The sequence below is a fragment of the Jiangella alba genome, from assembly GCF_900106035.1.
Lineage (GTDB): Bacteria > Actinomycetota > Actinomycetes > Jiangellales > Jiangellaceae > Jiangella > Jiangella alba.
Genome location: NZ_FNUC01000003.1, coordinates 110,994 through 127,625, shown reverse-complemented (window position 1 = coordinate 127,625; position 16,632 = coordinate 110,994). Strand labels below are relative to the sequence as shown.

General features: G+C 72.9%; 16 protein-coding genes. 7 read left to right on the top strand and 9 right to left on the bottom strand.

Annotated elements, in window-relative coordinates; translation table 11 throughout:
• Positions 1 to 5 precede the first annotated feature (5 nt).
• On the top strand, positions 6 to 572 hold the full coding sequence (locus tag BLV02_RS03475; RefSeq protein WP_069110481.1) for a TetR family transcriptional regulator: 567 nt from the start codon (positions 6 to 8) through the stop codon (positions 570 to 572).
• Between the two features lie 4 nt (positions 573 to 576).
• On the opposite strand, the gene BLV02_RS03470 is transcribed toward BLV02_RS03475, so the two are convergent.
• Positions 577 to 1,680 carry a fatty acid desaturase family protein gene (locus BLV02_RS03470; RefSeq protein WP_083288449.1) on the bottom strand — a complete coding sequence of 368 codons (1,104 nt, stop codon included), beginning with the start codon at positions 1,678 to 1,680 and terminating at the stop codon, positions 577 to 579.
• A 173-nt stretch (positions 1,681 to 1,853) separates the two neighbouring features.
• Between BLV02_RS03470 and BLV02_RS03465 the strand changes: the two genes are divergently transcribed.
• Positions 1,854 to 2,267 (top strand): NUDIX hydrolase, encoded by a 414-nt coding sequence (locus BLV02_RS03465; protein WP_069110483.1) that lies wholly within the window; start codon positions 1,854 to 1,856, stop codon positions 2,265 to 2,267.
• 190 nt (positions 2,268 to 2,457) lie between these two features.
• Here the strand turns inward: BLV02_RS03465 and BLV02_RS03460 are convergent, their stop codons facing one another.
• A complete protein-coding gene (locus BLV02_RS03460; RefSeq protein WP_069110484.1) occupies positions 2,458 to 3,534 on the bottom strand; it encodes an alkene reductase in 1,077 nt (358 codons plus the stop codon).
• Between the two features lie 54 nt (positions 3,535 to 3,588).
• Here BLV02_RS03460 and BLV02_RS03455 point away from each other — a divergent pair, with 54 nt between their 5' ends.
• Positions 3,589 to 3,948, top strand: a complete 360-nt coding sequence (locus BLV02_RS03455) for a MerR family transcriptional regulator (RefSeq protein WP_069110485.1) — start codon at positions 3,589 to 3,591, stop codon at positions 3,946 to 3,948.
• A gap of 13 nt (positions 3,949 to 3,961) precedes the next feature.
• Here BLV02_RS03455 and BLV02_RS03450 read toward each other — a convergent pair whose 3' ends face one another.
• Positions 3,962 to 4,387, bottom strand: coding sequence for a MarR family winged helix-turn-helix transcriptional regulator (locus tag BLV02_RS03450; RefSeq protein ID WP_069110486.1), 426 nt, complete (start codon positions 4,385 to 4,387; stop codon positions 3,962 to 3,964).
• Between the two features lie 82 nt (positions 4,388 to 4,469).
• Between BLV02_RS03450 and BLV02_RS03445 the strand changes: the two genes are divergently transcribed.
• Complete coding sequence (locus BLV02_RS03445) at positions 4,470 to 6,356, top strand: ABC transporter ATP-binding protein (protein ID WP_069110487.1); 1,887 nt, start codon at positions 4,470 to 4,472, stop codon at positions 6,354 to 6,356.
• Here the strand turns inward: BLV02_RS03445 and BLV02_RS03440 are convergent.
• Complete coding sequence (locus tag BLV02_RS03440; RefSeq protein ID WP_069110488.1) at positions 6,305 to 7,957, bottom strand: hypothetical protein; 1,653 nt, start codon at positions 7,955 to 7,957, stop codon at positions 6,305 to 6,307. The two genes, BLV02_RS03445 and BLV02_RS03440, sit on opposite strands and share 52 nt — an antisense overlap.
• A 130-nt stretch (positions 7,958 to 8,087) precedes the next feature.
• On the opposite strand from BLV02_RS03440, the gene BLV02_RS03435 reads away from it, so the two are divergent.
• From BLV02_RS03435 to BLV02_RS03425, 3 genes are all read left to right on the top strand, one after another.
• Entirely contained in the window at positions 8,088 to 8,876 is a 789-nt protein-coding gene (locus BLV02_RS03435) for a hydroxypyruvate isomerase family protein (protein WP_069110732.1), read from the top strand.
• Positions 8,873 to 9,751, top strand: a complete 879-nt coding sequence (locus BLV02_RS03430; RefSeq protein WP_069110489.1) for a 2-hydroxy-3-oxopropionate reductase — start codon at positions 8,873 to 8,875, stop codon at positions 9,749 to 9,751. Before BLV02_RS03435 ends, BLV02_RS03430 begins: the two co-directional genes overlap by 4 nt.
• 110 nt (positions 9,752 to 9,861) lie before the next feature.
• Positions 9,862 to 10,830 (top strand): type IV toxin-antitoxin system AbiEi family antitoxin domain-containing protein, encoded by a 969-nt coding sequence (locus tag BLV02_RS03425; RefSeq protein WP_083288450.1) that lies wholly within the window; start codon positions 9,862 to 9,864, stop codon positions 10,828 to 10,830.
• Between the two features lie 19 nt (positions 10,831 to 10,849).
• Here the strand turns inward: BLV02_RS03425 and BLV02_RS03420 are convergent, their stop codons facing one another.
• From BLV02_RS03420 to BLV02_RS03400, 5 genes are all read right to left on the bottom strand, one after another.
• Positions 10,850 to 11,767 (bottom strand): UbiA family prenyltransferase, encoded by a 918-nt coding sequence (locus tag BLV02_RS03420; protein WP_083288451.1) that lies wholly within the window; start codon positions 11,765 to 11,767, stop codon positions 10,850 to 10,852.
• A 72-nt stretch (positions 11,768 to 11,839) separates the two neighbouring features.
• A complete protein-coding gene (locus BLV02_RS03415; protein WP_069110491.1) occupies positions 11,840 to 13,315 on the bottom strand; it encodes a glycoside hydrolase family 3 protein in 1,476 nt (491 codons plus the stop codon).
• 1 nt (position 13,316) lies between these two features.
• Positions 13,317 to 14,081: an ABC transporter permease subunit gene (locus tag BLV02_RS03410; RefSeq protein WP_083288487.1), complete on the bottom strand. Its 765-nt coding sequence runs from the start codon at positions 14,079 to 14,081 to the stop codon at positions 13,317 to 13,319.
• 65 nt (positions 14,082 to 14,146) lie between these two features.
• Positions 14,147 to 15,004, bottom strand: a complete 858-nt coding sequence (locus BLV02_RS03405) for a carbohydrate ABC transporter permease (protein WP_425432573.1) — start codon at positions 15,002 to 15,004, stop codon at positions 14,147 to 14,149.
• Between the two features lie 151 nt (positions 15,005 to 15,155).
• Positions 15,156 to 16,451, bottom strand: coding sequence for an extracellular solute-binding protein (locus BLV02_RS03400; RefSeq protein ID WP_069110494.1), 1,296 nt, complete (start codon positions 16,449 to 16,451; stop codon positions 15,156 to 15,158).
• Positions 16,452 to 16,632: the final 181 nt, after the last annotated feature.

Here is a 16,632-nt window from a genome sequence, read left to right as displayed (position 1 = left end):
CGACCATGTCGCAGCGCGAAGCCCTCATCGCGGGGGCGAAGAAGTGTCTGGTCGAGAAGGGCTACAGCGGCACCACCGCCCGCGACATCGCCGGCGCGGCGGCCGCCAACCTGGGGTCGATCAGCTACTACTTCGGCTCGAAGGACCGGCTGATGAACCTCGCCGCGATCGAGCTGAGCAGCGAGTGGGGCGACACCGTCGAGGCGGCCGCGCGGGCGGCGGGCGGCGCGACCCGGGCCGAGCGCCTCGGCGCGCTGCTGACCACCCTGCTGGAGATGATCCCGCGCTCCGGCGACATCCAGGCGGCCAGCCTGCTGGCACTCACCCAGTCGAAATTCGACGACGAACTGCGCGCCGAGATCGCGGCCGGCCATGCCCGCGGACGGGCGGCGCTGGCCGCGATCGTGCTCGGCCGGCCGTCCGTCGACGCGGACTCCCCGGCCGCGCAAGGACTCGGCACGCTCGTCTACGCGCTGGTGACGGGCGTGGTCGCGCAGGCGCTCGTCGACCCCGAGTCGCTGCCCGACGCGGCCTTGCTGGCCGGGGCGCTCGGGGAGCTCGCCGACGAGTGACGGGTCAGGCGGGCGCGCGCAGCCGGCTGACCATGGGGCACTCGAACAGGTCGACGTTCGTGGTGCCGACCCGGTTGAGGTGCCCGACCACGATGCGCCACGACTCCAGCACGCCCGCCTCGGTGTAGGGCACGCCGCGCTCGGCGCAGAACTGCCGCACGATCGGGCGGGCCGCGCGCAGGGTGGAGCTCGGCATGCTCGGGAACAGGTGGTGCTCGATCTGGAAGTTCAGCCCGCCCATCGCGACGTCCACGAACCGGCTGCCGCGGACGTTGCGGCTGGTCAGCACCTGCCGGCGCAGGTAGTCGAGGGTCAGGTCCTTGGGGATCATCGGCATGCCCTTGTGGTTCGGCGCGAACGTGGCGCCCATCGACACCCCGAACACCGCCAGCTGGACGGCCAGGAACGCGGCCGCGATGCCCGGCGAGAGGAACGAGAACAGCGCGACGGGGTACAGCACGAGCCGGGCCAGCAGCAGCGGGATCTCCACCGCCCGGAACTTGACGCGGCCGCGCCCGAACACCGTCCGCAGCCCGCTGACGTGCATGTTCAGCCCGGCCAGCAGCAGCAGCGGGAAGAACACCGTCCCCTGATGGCGCACCCACCAGCCGCCGAACCCCTTGCGCACGCGCCGCTCGGCCGCCACGTCGCTGGTGAACACCAGCACCGACGCCTCGACGTCGGGGTCGACGTCCACCTTGTTCGGGTTGGCGTGGTGCCGGCTGTGCTTGGACATCCACCAGCCGTGGCTCAGCCCGACGACGACGTTGCCCAGCAGCAGCGCGGTCAGCTCGTTGCGCCGGCCCGACACGAAGATCTGCCGGTGTGCCGCGTCGTGACCGAGGTAGGCCACCTGGGTCAGCAGCAGGCCGAGCCCGGCCGCCAGCAGCAACTGCCACCACGAGTCACCCAGGGCGAGGAACGCCGCCACGCCGCCGGCGAACGCCGCCGCCAGGAGCCCGGCCCGGATCGCGTAGTAGACCGGCCGCCGCCGCAGCAGGCCGGCGTCGCGCACGCGCTGGGAGAGCTCCGCATAGTCGGTGACGAATCGTTGCCGCGGACGATCCCGGACGGCATCGGTGCTGGTCATGGCGTCAAGAGCTGTCATGATCGAAATCATACGTACGTGTGATCGGCAGGTCAGGCCGGTTGCCACCCGAGCCTGCGGTAGGGCTAGCCCCACCGCGAGCGCCCGCGACCGCGCCGTCCGCGACGCGCCGGACGACGCGATCCTGCCGATACGGCCGCATTCGGCCACGTCATGCGTCACACTTGTCCGCCATGACCGACCCGACCAACGAGGCGCTCGAGAACGGCCCGGATGTCGCCACGATCGTCGTGACCAGCCGGGGGCCGAAGGGGCCGCACGTGCTGCTCCTGCACCCGGCCGACATCGAGTCCCTCGAGGGCGAGTGGGCCTGGGTGCCGCCCGGCGGCGTCAGGCAGCCGGGCGAGAAGATCGCCGACTGCGCCGCCCGTGAGCTGCGCGAAGAGACCGGCATCGTCGCCACCCCCGAACCCGTCCGCGTCGACGACCCCGAGGTCGCCGTGTACCGCATCGAGCTGCCGTGGGGCACGTCCGTCCAGCTCAGCGCCGAGTACACCGCGTCCGAGTGGGTGCCGGTCGGCCAGGTGGCGAAACGCTGCCAGCCGGCCGACCTGCTCGACACCGTCCGCATCGGCCTCGACGGCTGACCGACGGCGGCGCCCGGATCGCCGCCGCCCCGCCAGCCGGCGGACGCGATCTTGACAGGTCCGCCGGAGTTGATCATGATCCGAAGCGCGGGCCGATCCAGCTGTCGGTCCGCACCACTCGTACGACCGGCGGGGCGCCGTGGTGACCGCCCCGCCGGTTCGCGCCGTCGCCGCCGGGTCTCACCGCAGGTCAACCCACGGCCGGATAGTCCGTGTACCCGACCGGACCCGGGGTGTAGAGGTGCGCCTCGTCCAGCGGGTTCCAGGACAGTCCGTGCCGCAGCCGGTACGGCAGGTCCGGGTTGACGAGGAAGCCGCGCCCGAACGACACCGCGTCGGCCAGCCCGTCGGCGATGACACGCGCCGCCGCCTCCGCGGTCGTGGGCGCCCGGTTCTCGCCGACGTTCGCGATCAACGTGCCGGACCACCGCGGCCGCAGGTCGGCCAGTGCGGGGTAGGCGTCGTCGTCGGTGAGGTGCAGGTAGGCCAGGCCGAGCGGGTCGAGCTCGCCGAGCAACGCCCGGTAGACGGGGGCGAGGTCGCTCTCGCGCATCTCGAACTGCGGGTTGCCGGGCGAGAGCCGGATACCGGTCCGGGCGGCGCCGACGGCGTCCGCGACGGCCCGGGCGACCCGCAGCGGGAAGCGGATGCGCCCAGCCACGCCGCCGCCGTACTCGTCGGTGCGCAGGTTGGTGTTGTCGGCCAGGAACTGGTGCGGCAGGTAGCTGTTGGCGGCGTGGATCTCGACGCCGTCGAACCCGGCCGCGACCGCGTTCGCCGCCGCCGTCGCGTACGCCGCGACCGCCCGGTCGATGTCGGCGCGCGTCATCGCGCGCGGCGTCGGCGGCACCGCCTTCGTCCCGTCCGGCAGATGCACCGGCTCGGTCTTCGCGACGGCCGACGGTCCGGCCGGCGTCGATCCGTCGAACCGCGCGGCCGGGTGCCCATTGCGGCCGCCGTGCATGAGCTGGGCCACGACGACACCGCCGGCCGCATGGACGGCGGCGGTGACCGCCCGCCAGCCGTCGACGTGCCGTTCGCCGCTCAGGCCGGGAACCCGCCACTCGCTCTGCCCCGCCGGCTCGGGCCAGATCCCCTCCGTGACGATCAGCCCCGCGCACGCGCGCTGGGCGTAGTACTCGGCCATCTCCGGCGTCGGCGTCCCGTCCACAGCGGCCCGCAGCCGCGTCATCGGGGCCATCACGATGCGGTTCGGCAGCCGCAGGCCGCCGGCGCCGACCGGCGTGAAGAGGGCGTTCGCAGTCATGCGGCCACGGTAGAATCTGACATTGATGTCAGTTTCAACCCCTGGAGACCCCGCGTGCGCATCGGCGAGCTCGCACGACTGACGGCGGTCAGCGAACGGTCGCTGCGCTACTACGAGCAGCAGGGCCTCCTCGAGGCCACCCGCACCCCCGGCGGCCACCGCGAGTACCCGCCCGCGAGCGTCGACCGCGTGATCCGCATCCAGGAGCTCTTCGCCGCGGGCCTCAACTCCGCCACCATCGCCGAGCTGCTGCCCTGCATGCGCGACGCCGACGGCGGCCCGGCCGCCGACGCGACGCCGTGGCTCGAACAGGAGCTGATCGCCCAGCGCGACCGGCTCGACCGCGCCATCGGCGACCTCGCCCGGTCGCGCGAGGTCCTCGACGACGTCATCAAGGCCGCGACCAACCGCTGACCGGCCGCGGCGGTCAGTCGTCGTCGGTGAGGACGGTGAGCAGGCGGGCCAGTTCGGCCTGCTCCCCCGGCGAGAGCCGGTCGATCAGCTGCGCCACCCCGGCGGCGCGGCTCGCGCGCAGGGCCCGCAGCAGGTCGGTGGCCGGCGGGGTCAGGGCGACGAGGATGGCCCGCCGGTCGGCGGGGTCGGGCTGGCGCGAGACGAGGCCGCGCTCTTCGAGCAGGTCGACCACCGAGGTGGCCGAGCGCGGGATGACGTCGAGCTGACGGGCCAGTTCGCTGACCCGCAGCGGCGAGCCGGCCGCGTGCAGCAGCCGCAGCACCCGCAGCTGGCCGGGCGTGACGCCGGCGCGTTCGAGCTCGGCCCGGGACGCCCGGCGAAGGCGGCGGTTCGCGCTGGTCAGCAGGTCGGCGATGTGCCCGGCGAGCTCCCTGTCCACGCCGTCATCCTAGCACCGATTTGCGAGAAAGCCTCTTTAGGAGGTAACCTCTGTATCAACACAGACTTTCAAGGAGGTCGCCATGGATGACTCCACTCGCGGCGGCCGGACTCGCTCCTTCACCAAGGACCGCTCCGTCACCGCCCACAAGCTCGCGCCCGGCACCGTCCGGCGCATCCTCACCTTCGCCCGCCCCTACAAGAAGCAGCTCGCCGTCTTCCTGGGCCTGATCCTGGTCGACGCGCTGCTCGGGGCGGCCCAGCCGCTGCTGTTCAAGCTGATCATCGACGAGGGCGTCCTCAAGGGCGACCAGGGCCTGGTCATCGGCCTGGCCGTCGCGGTCGCCGGGCTCGCCGTCGTCACGGCGGCCATCGGGCTCACGCAGCGCTACGTGTCCGCGCGCATCGGCCAGGGGCTGGTGCACGACCTGCGCAGCCAGGTCTTCGCACACGTCCAGCGCATGCCCATCGCGTTCTTCAGCCGCACCCAGACCGGCGCGCTGGTCAGCCGGCTCAACGGCGACGTGCAGGGCGCCCAGCAGGCGTTCACGTCCACGCTGTCGACGGTGGTCGGCAACATCGCCACGACGGCGACGGTGCTGGCCGCGATGTTCGTGCTGTCGTGGCAGATCACCGTCGCGGCGCTGGTCCTGGTGCCGCTGTTCGTGCTGCCGGCCAAGCTCGTCGGCCGCAAGCTCGCCGACCTCACCCGCGAGCGGTACGAGCTCACCGCCGACATGGGCCAGACCATGACCGAGCGGTTCAACGTCGCGGGCGCGCTGCTGGTCAAGGTCTTCGGCCGGCCCGAGACCGAGTCCGCCGAGTTCGACGAGCGGGCCGCCCGGGTCCGCGACATCGGCGTCACCACCGCGGTCTACTCGCGGGTCCTCATGACGTCGCTCGGCCTGCTCGCCGCGCTGGCGACGGCGTTCGTGTACGGCCTCGGCGGCGCGCTCGCCATCGCCGGCACGCTCGGCGTCGGCACCATCGTCGCGCTGACGGCGTACCTCGGCCGGCTGTACGGGCCCATCACGTCGCTGTCGAACCTGCAGGTCGACATCATGACCACGCTGGTCAGCTTCGAGCGGGTGCTCGAGGTGCTCGACCTCGAGCCGATGGTCGCCGACGCGCCCGGCGCGCGGCCGCTGCCGTCCGACGCGGCGTCGGTCGAGTTCGACCACGTCGACTTCGGCTACCCGGCCGCGTCCGAGGTCTCGCTCGCGTCGCTGGAGTCGGTGGCCGGGCTGGCCAGCACGCCGGGCGGCCAGGTGCTGCACCACGTCACGTTCACGGCGCGGCCGGGCGAGATGATCGCGCTGGTCGGGCCGTCCGGCGCCGGCAAGTCCACCGTCACCCACCTGGTGTCGCGTCTGTACGACGCCACCGGCGGCACGGTGCGCGTCGGCGGCCAGGACGTCCGCGACGTCACCCAGCAGTCACTGCGCGACGCCATCGGCGTGGTCACGCAGGACGCCCACCTGTTCCACACCACGCTGCGGGCCAACCTGGGCTACGCCCGGCCCGGCGCCACCGACGACGAGATCTGGGCGGCGCTCGACGCGGCGCAGATCGCCCCGCTGGTGCGGTCGCTGCCCGACGGCCTCGACACCGTCGTCGGCGAGCGCGGCTACCGGCTGTCCGGCGGCGAGAAGCAGCGGCTGGCGCTGGCCCGCCTGCTGCTCAAGGCGCCGCGCATCGTCGTGCTCGACGAAGCCACGGCACACCTCGACTCCGAGTCCGAGGCCGCCGTGCAGCGGGCCCTCGAGACCGCGCTGGCCGGACGCACGTCGCTGGTCATCGCGCACCGGCTGTCCACCGTCCGCGACGCCGACCAGATCCTGGTGGTCGACGACGGCCGCATCGTCGAGCGCGGCACCCACGACGAGCTGCTGGCCGCGGGCGGCGCGTACGCCGACCTCTACCGGACGCAGTTCCGGTCGCAGGAGGCGCCGGCAGTGGCCGTCGCCTGACCGAGCACGACGTTGCGCACGGTCACCTGGTCGCGCAGCCGGCCGTCGACGTAGCGGCGGAACACCGCGTCGAACGGCACGCCCACCGGCAGGTCCCGGGACGGCACCAGGTGCCACCGCCACGAGCCCTGGTCGGCGCGGCCGTACTCCTCGCCGCCGACGGTGAGCGTGACGACCCCCGTGCCGCTGCCGCCGGTGAACGCCGGCCGCGCCTTGACGCGTTCGGCGGCGGACAGCGGGAACACCGTCATCGATTCGGACCGGACCACGGTGGTGCTGCACGGGTCCGGCCGGCTGCGCGGCGCGAGGGCCGACCCGATGACGCCGCCGCTCTCGGCGCCGCTGAAGAACCGCCGCTGGGTGGCGTCCTCGTCGGTGTCCCACGTCCAGTACAGCCAGCCGGAGATGCCGTAGTCGCAGCTGCCGACCTGGTGCGCCACGAGCGCCGTGCGGGCCTGGTCGATGCCGCCGAACCACCGGCGCTCGGTGCCGAACTCGCCGTTGATCACCGGGCCGGCGACGCTGCCCCACTCCATCGAGCCCAGCGACGCCGCGAGCGTGCGGCCGGTGGCGAGGTAGGTGTGGATGTCGAAGAAGTCGAGGTCCGACCGGCGCGTGACGGCCGAGACGCGCACCGGGTAGCGCGGGTTGGTGCAGCGCACGCCGCCCGCGCACCGGCCGGACAGACCGTCGAAGCCGCGGCCCTCGACGGCGAGGTTGGTGAACGCGCCCATGGTGACCATGAGCTCCGGGTCGACCGCCTTGACGGCGGCGACGCCGCGGTCGGCGTAGGCGACGAACGCGTCGTCGGCGGCGGCCTGCCGCTGCGCCGGGACGGCCATGTCGTAGCTGCGGCCGGCCACCGTCACCGTCCCGGAGAACCGGTCGAACGGCGCCTCGGTGAAGTGGAGGTACGCCTCGTTGTCCAGCTGCAGGGCGAGGAACGTGCTCATGAGGTCGCCGAGCCGCCGCGTCATCTCGACGGTGAAGACCCGCAGGTACTCCTCCTTCGCGCGGATGTACCCCTCGTACATGAACGTGCGGTTCCGGCCGTCGACGTTCACCGGCTGCGGGCTGCCGACGATGATGTCGCGGTAGTAGCCGTTCTGCGGGAACGCGTCCATCGACGGCAGCACGTAGACGCCGTAGCCGGCGGCGCGGCGGACGAAGTCGGCGAGGTTGTCGAGGTACGCGGCGTTGGCCGGGCTGAGGTCGGCGTTGCCGTGGCCGAGCCCGTGCCCGCGGCCGATCAGGTTGTCCTGCCCGTTCCCCGGGTCGACGAAGATCCGGACCGTGTCGTACCCCTTCATCGTGAGCTCGGCCAGCGCCCGGTCGGCCCGGGCGGGGTCGTACCGCCCCGGCTCGAACGTCGAGTGGTACGGCGACTCCGGCTTCGACGGCATCGGCGTCAGCCGGACGTAGTTGAAGCCGCGGGGCCGGAACGCCTCGCCCGTCTCGGTGTTCACCAGCGTCCGGTCCGGCCCGGCGGCGATCCGCGGCAGCGGCTCGGTGACGTCGGCGGACGCGGCGGGCGGGCCGGACAGCGTCACGGCGGCCGCGAGGACGGCCAGCGAGGTGGCCAGTCGGGCGGTGCGGTTCACGAACGGGCTCCCCTTGGAGGTCGGCGACGGCCGGAGCCTACGGGCGGCCTGCCACCAGCGGCGATCCGTCCGGTGCGCCGTGTGCGGACATGGCCTGGCCGGGCCCGGAGCGACGGCTACAGTGGGGCCGGTGCCCGATCCCCGATTCGCCGTCAACTGCTCGATCCTGCTGACCCAGCTGCCGCTGCGCGCGCGGCTCGACACCGTCCGCGCGGCCGGGTTCGAGGCGGCCGAGTTCTGGTGGCCGTTCCCCACCGCGACGCCCGCCGACGCCGACGTCGAGGCGTTCGTCGACGCGGTCCGGGCGTCCGGGCTGGCGCTGGCCGGGCTCAACCTGTTCGCCGGCGACCTGCCGGCCGGCGAGCGCGGCGTCGTGTCGTGGCCCGGCCGCGAGGACGAGTTGCTGGCCAGCGTGCGGGTGGCGGCGTACGTCGGCGCCGAGCTGGGCTGCCGCCGCTTCAACGCGCTGTACGGCAACCGGCTGCCCGGCCACGACCCCGCCGAGCAGGACGCCGTCGCCGATCACAACCTCGCGGCCGCGGCCGCCGAGCTGGCCGGCGCGACGGTGCTGCTCGAGCCGGTCAGCGGCATCGACGCCTACCCGCTGCGCACGGCGGCAGACGCGGTGGCCGTCGTCGATCGGGTGGGCGCGGCCAACGTCGGCCTGCTGCTCGACGTCTACCACCTGGCCGTCAACGGCGACGACGTCGCGGCCGCGATCGACCGGTTCCGCGACCGCATCGCGCACGTCCAGCTGGCCGACGCGCCCGGACGCGGCGCACCCGGCACCGGGACGCTGCCGCTGCGGGCCTGGATCGACGACCTCCTCGCCGGCGGATACGACGGCTGGATGGCACTGGAACACGTGAGCGCCGACGCGGACCCGTTCGCGTGGCGCACGGAAGGGAGCTGGCGATGACGGCCATCGGCTTCATCGGGCTCGGCGTCATGGGCGGGCCGATGGCGGCCAACCTGGTGCGGGCCGGGTTCGACGTGGCCGGGTTCAACCGCAGCCCGGCGAAGGTCCAGCGGCTCGTCGACGTGGGCGGGCGCGGCGCGGCGTCGGCGGTCGCGGCGGCCGAGGGCGCCGACGTCGTCATCACCGTGCTGCCCGACTCCCCCGACGTCGAGGCGGTGCTGCTGGACGGCGTGCTCGACGTGCTCGCGCCCGGCGCCGTCGTCGTCGACATGAGCACGATCCGCCCGGACGTCGCCCGGTCGCTGGCGGCGGCCGGCGACGAACGCGGCGTGCGGGTGCTGGACGCCCCCGTCAGCGGCGGCGAGCAGGGCGCCGTCGACGCGACGCTGTCGATCATGGTGGGCGGCGACGCCGCGGCGTTCGAGGCGGTCCGGCCGGTGTTCGACGCGCTCGGGCGCACCGTCGTCCACGTCGGCCCGCCCGGCGCCGGGCAGACCGTCAAGGCGGCCAACCAGCTGATCGTCGCCGGCACCCTGCAACTGGTCGCCGAGGCCCTCGTCTTCCTCGACGCCCACGGCGTCGACCGGTCCCGGGCGGTCGAGGTGCTGGCCGGCGGCCTGGCCGGCAGCGCCGTCCTCGACCGCAAGGCGGCGGCCATGCTGGCGCACGAGTTCACCCCCGGCTTCCGGGTCGACCTGCACCACAAGGACCTCGGCATCGTCACCGCCGCCGCCCGCGACGCCGGCGTCGCCATCCCGGCCGGCTCCCTCGCGGCGACGCTGATGGCCGCGCTGCGCGCCCAGGGCCACGGCGACCTCGACCACAGCGCCCTCCTCCTGCAGGTCGAGCAGCTCTCCGGCCGCTCCGCCCCATGATCATCAAGGATCCGTGGTGTCATCGCGCCACCGATCCTTGATGACTAGCTCTATCCACAGATCGTGCCGCGGGTCTGGCGCGACGGCCGGTGGGTGACCAGGCTCGAGAGGTGTCCGATCTCGACGAACTGCGCGCGTTGCAGCACGGTGTGGTCAGCCGCGCGCAGGTGCTGGCGGCCGGCGTGACGGTCGACGCGCTCCTCTGGGCGATCCGGTCGCGACGGTGGCGGCGCGTGCACGCCGGCGTGTATGCCACGTTCACCGGGCCGCTGCCGTTCGAGGCGCAGGTGTGGGCGGCCGTCCTGCGCGCCGGTCGTGGCGCCGCCGCGAGTCACCGCACCGCCGCCTACCTCGATGGCCTGTGCGACGACGCCGGACCGGTCATCCACGTGACGGTGCCTGCCAGCCGTTACGTCGAGCCGCGCATCGACGGCGTCCGGGTCCACTTCGCGCGCCGGCTGCCGACCACCCGGCACCCGTCGAAGAACCCACCCCGCACGCGGATCGACGAGACCGTGCTCGACCTCGTCGACGTGGCGCCACACCCGCGCGAGGCGGAGGGCTGGGTGACGGCGGCCTGCCAACGCCGCCTCACCACGCCGGACCGTCTGGCCGACGCGTTGGCACGACGCAAGAAGATCCGCTGGCGGCCCATGACCGAAGCCATGCTCGCCGACGTCGCCGACGGCGCCCAGTCACCGCTGGAGCTGCGCCACCTGCGACGGGTCGAACGCGCCCACGGCCTGCCCGCCGGCTGCCGCCAACGCCGCATCACGGGAAGCCGGGTCAGCTGGATCGACGTCGACTACGACGAGTACCGGGTGCGCGTCGAACTCGACGGGCGGATCGGCCACACCGGCGAGGGCCGCTTCCGCGACCGGCGTCGCGACAACCGCGCCACCGTCGACGGCCACGCCACCCTGCGCTACGGCCACGCCGACGTCTTCGGCGACGCGTGCGGCGTCGCCGCCGAACACGTCCGCGTCCTGCGCGCCCGCGGCTGGACCGGACGCCCGCGATCGTGCGGCCCGTCCTGCCGCGTCCGCTTCCATGATCATCAAGGATCGGTGGGCCGATGACACCACCGATCCTTGATGATCATGGAAGGGTGCCGGTGTAGGTGAGGACGAAGGTGAGACTCGGCACCAGGAAGAGGACGGCGACGGCGATGATGCCGCGGAAGGTCCGCTCGGCCCGCACGAGGCGCCGGTAGGCGAGCACCAGCAGCGGCACCAGCACGATCTCCATCGGCAGCATCGACCGCGGGATCACCACGTCGGCCGCCGACATCGCCAGCGACAGCAGCCCGGCCGCCAGCCACAGCCCGAGCCCCAGCAGGTACGCCCGCCGCGGGCCGAGCCGCACGGCCAGCGTGGTGTAGCCGCTGGTCCGGTCGGCCTCCAGGTCGGCCAGCGTCGTCGGGACGTACAGGGCGGCGCCGACCAGCGTCCCGAGCACCGCCATCGGCCACGGGAACTCGGCCAGCGGCCGCAGCAGCGACCACCCGGCCAGCTGCCCGGCGGCGCCGATGGCCAGCGCGTTGACGGCGACGTCGAAGCCGGGGCGGGCCTTGAGCCGCAGCGGCGGCGCGCTGTACGCCCAGCCGACCAGCAGCACGACCGCCGTCCCGAGCGCGAAAAGCGGCCCCGCGAACAGCGCCGCGGCCACCGCCAGCACCCCGGCCACCAGCGCGATCAGCTGCGCCGCCGCCGGCGTCAACCGGCCGCCGACCAGCGGCGACCCGGCCTTGCGCGGGTTCAGCCGGTCGCCGCGCAGGTCGTGCGCGTCGTTGACGGCCAGCACCGAGATCCACACCAGCGGGCCGATCACCACCGCGCCGAGCGCCAGCACCGGCCAGTCCGCGACCGGCGGGACGAGCCGCTCCGTCGCCAGCACGACGCCCAGGTAGTAGGGCAGCAGCGAGACGAACCAGAACCACGGCCGGCCGATCGCGAGGACGTCGCCGGCCAGCTGACGAGGCCGGGCCGGCCCGGACCGAGTGCGCACAGTCGTCATACCGACGATGCTTCCGGTCCGGGTCCGGCCCGGCCTCCCCCGTAGGAGGGGTCGGGTGGGCCGTCGCTACCCCTACGGGGTGAGCGCGGCCGCGAGCCGCTGCGCCGCGGCCTCGGCCGTGACGCGGGCGGCGCCGTGCGTGAGCAGGTAGTGCTCGCCGAGGACCTCAGGCAGCGGGTTGACGTCGTGGTCGACGACGATGAGGTCGGGCCGGGCCGCCCGGGCCGCCTGCACCGCCGCGACCTGCCACGGACGCCGTCGCACCCCGCGCACACCGACCACCAGCCGCCGCGACGGCAGCGCCGCGAGCACCGCGGAGAGGTCGGCCGTCGACGCCGTGACCCGGGCCAGGACGGTGCCCGGCAGGCGGTCGACGAGGTGCCGGCCGACGCCCCACGGGATCGGGCCCGCGGCCATGGACGGGTCGTCGTCGAGCTCGACCACCAGCGGCGGCGCGGTGAGCGTGATGTCGCCGTGGACGGTGACGGCGCGCCGCGCGGCGTCGGCCGCGGACCCGTACAGCACCGGCGACGACGCCGCGTCGAGGACCCAGCCGCGCAGCGCCCGGACCCGTCCGGCCGCCTCGGCCAGCCGCTCTTCCGGCAGCCGCCCGGTGCGGACGGCGTCGACCAGCGCGGCCACCATGGCCTCGACGGTCTCGGGGCCGACGGTCTCGCCGCCGACGCACAGCGCGTCGACGCCGGCCAGCAGCGCCAGCACCGCGCCCTCGGCGTGCCCGACGGTCTGGCTGATGGCGTACATGTCCATGCCGTCGGTCATCACCAGGCCGTCGTAGCCCAGTTCGTCGCGGAGCATGCCGGTGATGACCGGCCGCGACAGCGTGGCCGGACGGTCGCCGTCGAGCGCGGGATACCGGATGTGCGCCGTCATGACGATCTTGACGTCGGCCTTCACCGCCGCGCGGAACGGCGGCAGGTCGCGGGTCTGGATGACGTCCAGCGGGTCGTCGATGGACGGCACCACCAGGTGGCTGTCCTCGCTGGTGCCGCCGTGGCCCGGGAAGTGCTTGGCCGTGGCGGCGACGCCCTGCGCCTGCTGTCCCGCGATGTACGCGGCGACGTGCCGCGCGACGAGGTCGGGGTCGAAGCCGAACGAGCGCACCCCGATGACGGGGTTGAGCGGGTTGGAGTCGACGTCGGCGACCGGCGCGAGGTTGAGGTCGATGCCGCAGGCGCGCAGCCGGGCGGCCACCTCGGCCGCCACCCGCTCCGTCGCCTCGGGGTCGTCGAGCGCCCCGAGCGCGGCGTTGCCGGGCAGCATCGACCCGGCCGCGACGTCGAGCCGCGTGACGTCGCCGCCCTCCTCGTCGATGGCGACCATGAGGTCGGGGTTGATCGCGTGCAGCGCGCCGGTCAGCGCGGCCACGCCGGCGTCGCCGCGGTCGGGGTCGACGTTGCGGCCGAACAGCACGACACCGCCGAGTCCCTCGGCCGCCATGGCGGCCAGCCACGGCGGGACGTCGTGGGCGCCCAGGAAGCCGGGGAACAGCGTGGCGAGGGCGAGGCCTCGCAGGTCACTGGCGTTCATGTCAGCCCTTCACCGCCCCTGACACCAGACCCGAGGTCATGCGGTGCTGGACGAGCAGGAAGAAGATCATCACCGGCACCGCCACGAGGACGGATCCGGCCATGATACCGGCCCAGTCACTGACGCGATTCGCCTCGGTGAAGGTGCGCAGCCACAGTGGAAGAGTCATGTTCTCCGGTCTCGTCATGATCACTAGGGAGAGGGTGAACTCGTTCCAGGCCTGCAGGAACGCGTACACCCCGCTGGCCACCAGACCCGGCGCCAGCAGTGGGAACGTGATGCGGAAGAAGGCCTGCAGGCGGCTGCAGCCGTCCACCAGCGCCGCCTCCTCCAGATCGCGCGGCACGCCGTTGACGAACCCGCGCAGCATCCAGATCGTGAACGGCACCACCGCCGCGATGTAGAGCAGCGACAGCCCGATCACGTTGTTCAGCAGCTGCCAACCTTCCAGCAGCTTGAACTGCGAGATGAACAGGCCCTCCGCCGGGATCATCTGGATGATCAGCACCGCCAGGATGAAGCTGCGCCGGCCCTTGAACCGGAACCGCGACAGCGCCAGCGCCGCCAGGAACGCGAACAGCAGCGCCGCCACGACGGTGAGCCCGGTGACCATCGCGCTGATCCGCAGCGTGTCGAAGAAGTTGCTGTCGAACACGCGGCCGTACGCCGACACCGTCCCGTTCAGCGGCACGAACGACGGCTCGGCGGAGCGGATGCGGTTGTACGGCAGGAAGGAGCTGTTCAGCATCCAGTAGACGGGGAACATCCAGAGCAGCGCGATGACGACGGCCAGGACGCCGAACGGCCGCTGCCTGGTGCGGATGCGGGTGCTCACAACTCCTCCTCACGGACCAGGATCCGGACGTAGTACAGGCTCAGCACGACGGTCAGCAGCAGCACGAACCACGACGCGGCCGCCGCCAGCCCGAACTCGCCCTCGCCCAGCCCGAGCCGGTAGATGTACGTGCCGATCAGGTTCGTCTGCGAGGTGATGCCGCCGGCGTCCTGCAGCACGAAGATCTGGGTGAACACCTTCAGGTCCCAGATGATCTGCAGCAGCGCGACGATCAGCAGCACCGGCTTCACCAGCGGGACGGTGACGGTGCGGAACCGCGCCCACGCCGAGGCGCCGTCGATCTCGGCCGCCTCGTACAGCTCGTCCGGCACCTGCGTCAGGCCCGCGTAGACGGCGAACGCGACGAACGGCACGCTCATCCAGACCACGATCACCGTCGCGACGACGAAGAACGACAGCTGGTCGACCAGCCACGAGTGCCCGGCGAACCGGTCGAACCCGAGGTTCGTCAGCACCCAGTTGATGACGCCGTACTGCGCGTCGAACAACCACTGCCACACCGTCAGCGCCGCCAGGTGCGGCATCGCCCACGCCAGCAGCAGGCCGATCTGCAACGTCAGCCGCGGACCCCGCGAGACCAGCGTCATCAGCACCGCCAGCGCGGTGCCGATCACCATGGTGATGGCGGCGTTCGCGAAGCAGAACAGGATCGACCGGAAGATCACCGTCCACAGGTACGAGTCGGTGACCAGCGTGATGTAGTTGTCCAGGCCGACCCACTCGGGCGGCTGCCCGAACTGCTGGGCCAGGCCGTACTCCTGGAACGACATCACCGCCTGGCGGTACAGCGGGTAGCCGAGCGCGGCGACGAGCACCGCCAGCGCCGGCAGCAGCAGCACGTAGGGCAGCGGTGAGCGTCGCGGCCGTCGAGGCCGGCGGGGTGTCACGTCACCCGCCGGCCCCCGGCCGGTCCGTGGGTCCTGTGGCGGTGCCGGGGGGACGGACCGGCCGGGTCCCTGGTCCCGGCCGGTCCGCCCAGCTCGGCTAACCGAGCTGCTCGGCGATGGTGGCATCGGCTGCCTCAGCCAGCTGCTGCACGTCGCCACCATTGGCGATGTTGACGAACAGGTCCTCGAGCACCCGGGAGCCCTCGACGGTGGCCCAGTTGGCGGCCGCCGGGGTGAGCTTGGCGTTCGTGACCGCCTCGATCGTGGCGGCGGCGAACTCGTCCGTCCCCAGGCCGTCGGCCAGCGACACCTTGGCCGGGGTGAGGCCGTTCTCGGCGTACTGGCTCTGGAACTCGTCGCTGAGGATCAGCTCGAGCAGGTTCTCGGACAGCTCCGGGTTCTGCGACTGGGCCGAGATGGCGATGTTCGAGCCGCCGAGCAGGACGGGGGCCGGCTCGCCGTCGCTGCCGGGCAGGGCGAAGACGCCGACGTTGGCGATCATGTCCGGGCAGCCGGCCTCGGGGTCCTCGATCTGGCCGCGCAGCCAGCCCGGACGCAGCATCATGCCGACCTCACCGGCGCAGAACGGGATGTGGCCGTCGGCCTCGTTGGCGTCCTTCGGCGCGCCGGAGGCCTCGTTGAACAGCCGCTGGACCAGCTGGAGTCCCTCCTGCGACTCGTCCGTCGACAGCGCGCCGCTCCACTCGCCGCCGTCCTCGACGGCGAAGTCGCCGCCCGCGTCCCACAGGAACGCGGCGCCGTCACGCCAGTCCTGGCCAGGCAGCCAGAAGCCGGAGAAGTTCGGCACGGACGCGTTGTCCTGCTTCAGCTTCACGGCCGCGTCGACGAACTCCTGCATGTTCGTGGGCACCTCGATACCCGACGCCGCGAACAGGTCCTTGCGGTAGAAGACGTAGGACGAGCCGGCGTACAGCGGGACGGCGAAGGTCTTGCCGTCCACGCTCCCCGCGTCGACGAACCCCTGGAGCAGGTCGTCGCCGCCGAGGTCCGGCACCAGGTCGGTGATGTCGGCGAACGCCCCGACCGTGGTGAACGTCGGCGCCTGGGTGTTGCCGACCTCGACCACGTCCGGTGTCTCGGACTCGCTGCCCAGCGACGTCGTCAGACGGTCGACCAGGCCCTCCCACTCCTGCTCCTCGATGACGAGGGTCGAGCCGGGGTTCTGCTCCGCGAACTCGGCGATCAGCCAGTCGCGCATCGGCTGGGGCGTGTCCGGGCCGTTGAGCCACAGCCGCAGCTCAGCGGGCTCCGGGGCGTCGGCGGTCTCGCCGCCGGCGGCGGATTCGGTGGTGTCGTCGTCGCCGTCACCGCATGCGGATAGGGCGAGCGCCGCGGCGGCCAGGCCGGCGGTGAGACGAAGTGCTCTGTTCACGGCGGTTCCTCCGGTTCGGCCCGAGCAGGGCGCGTGACGGTGAACTGGAAGCTAACCTTCCAGTAATTGTGCCTACTGTAAGGTTTCTTGCCAGTCTCGGTGATCACGTTTCCGTAACGTCCCGCTACCGAATGAGCAGCCAGCGGGGATGGGCCGGAATACCTGGGCCGGCTGGGAGCCC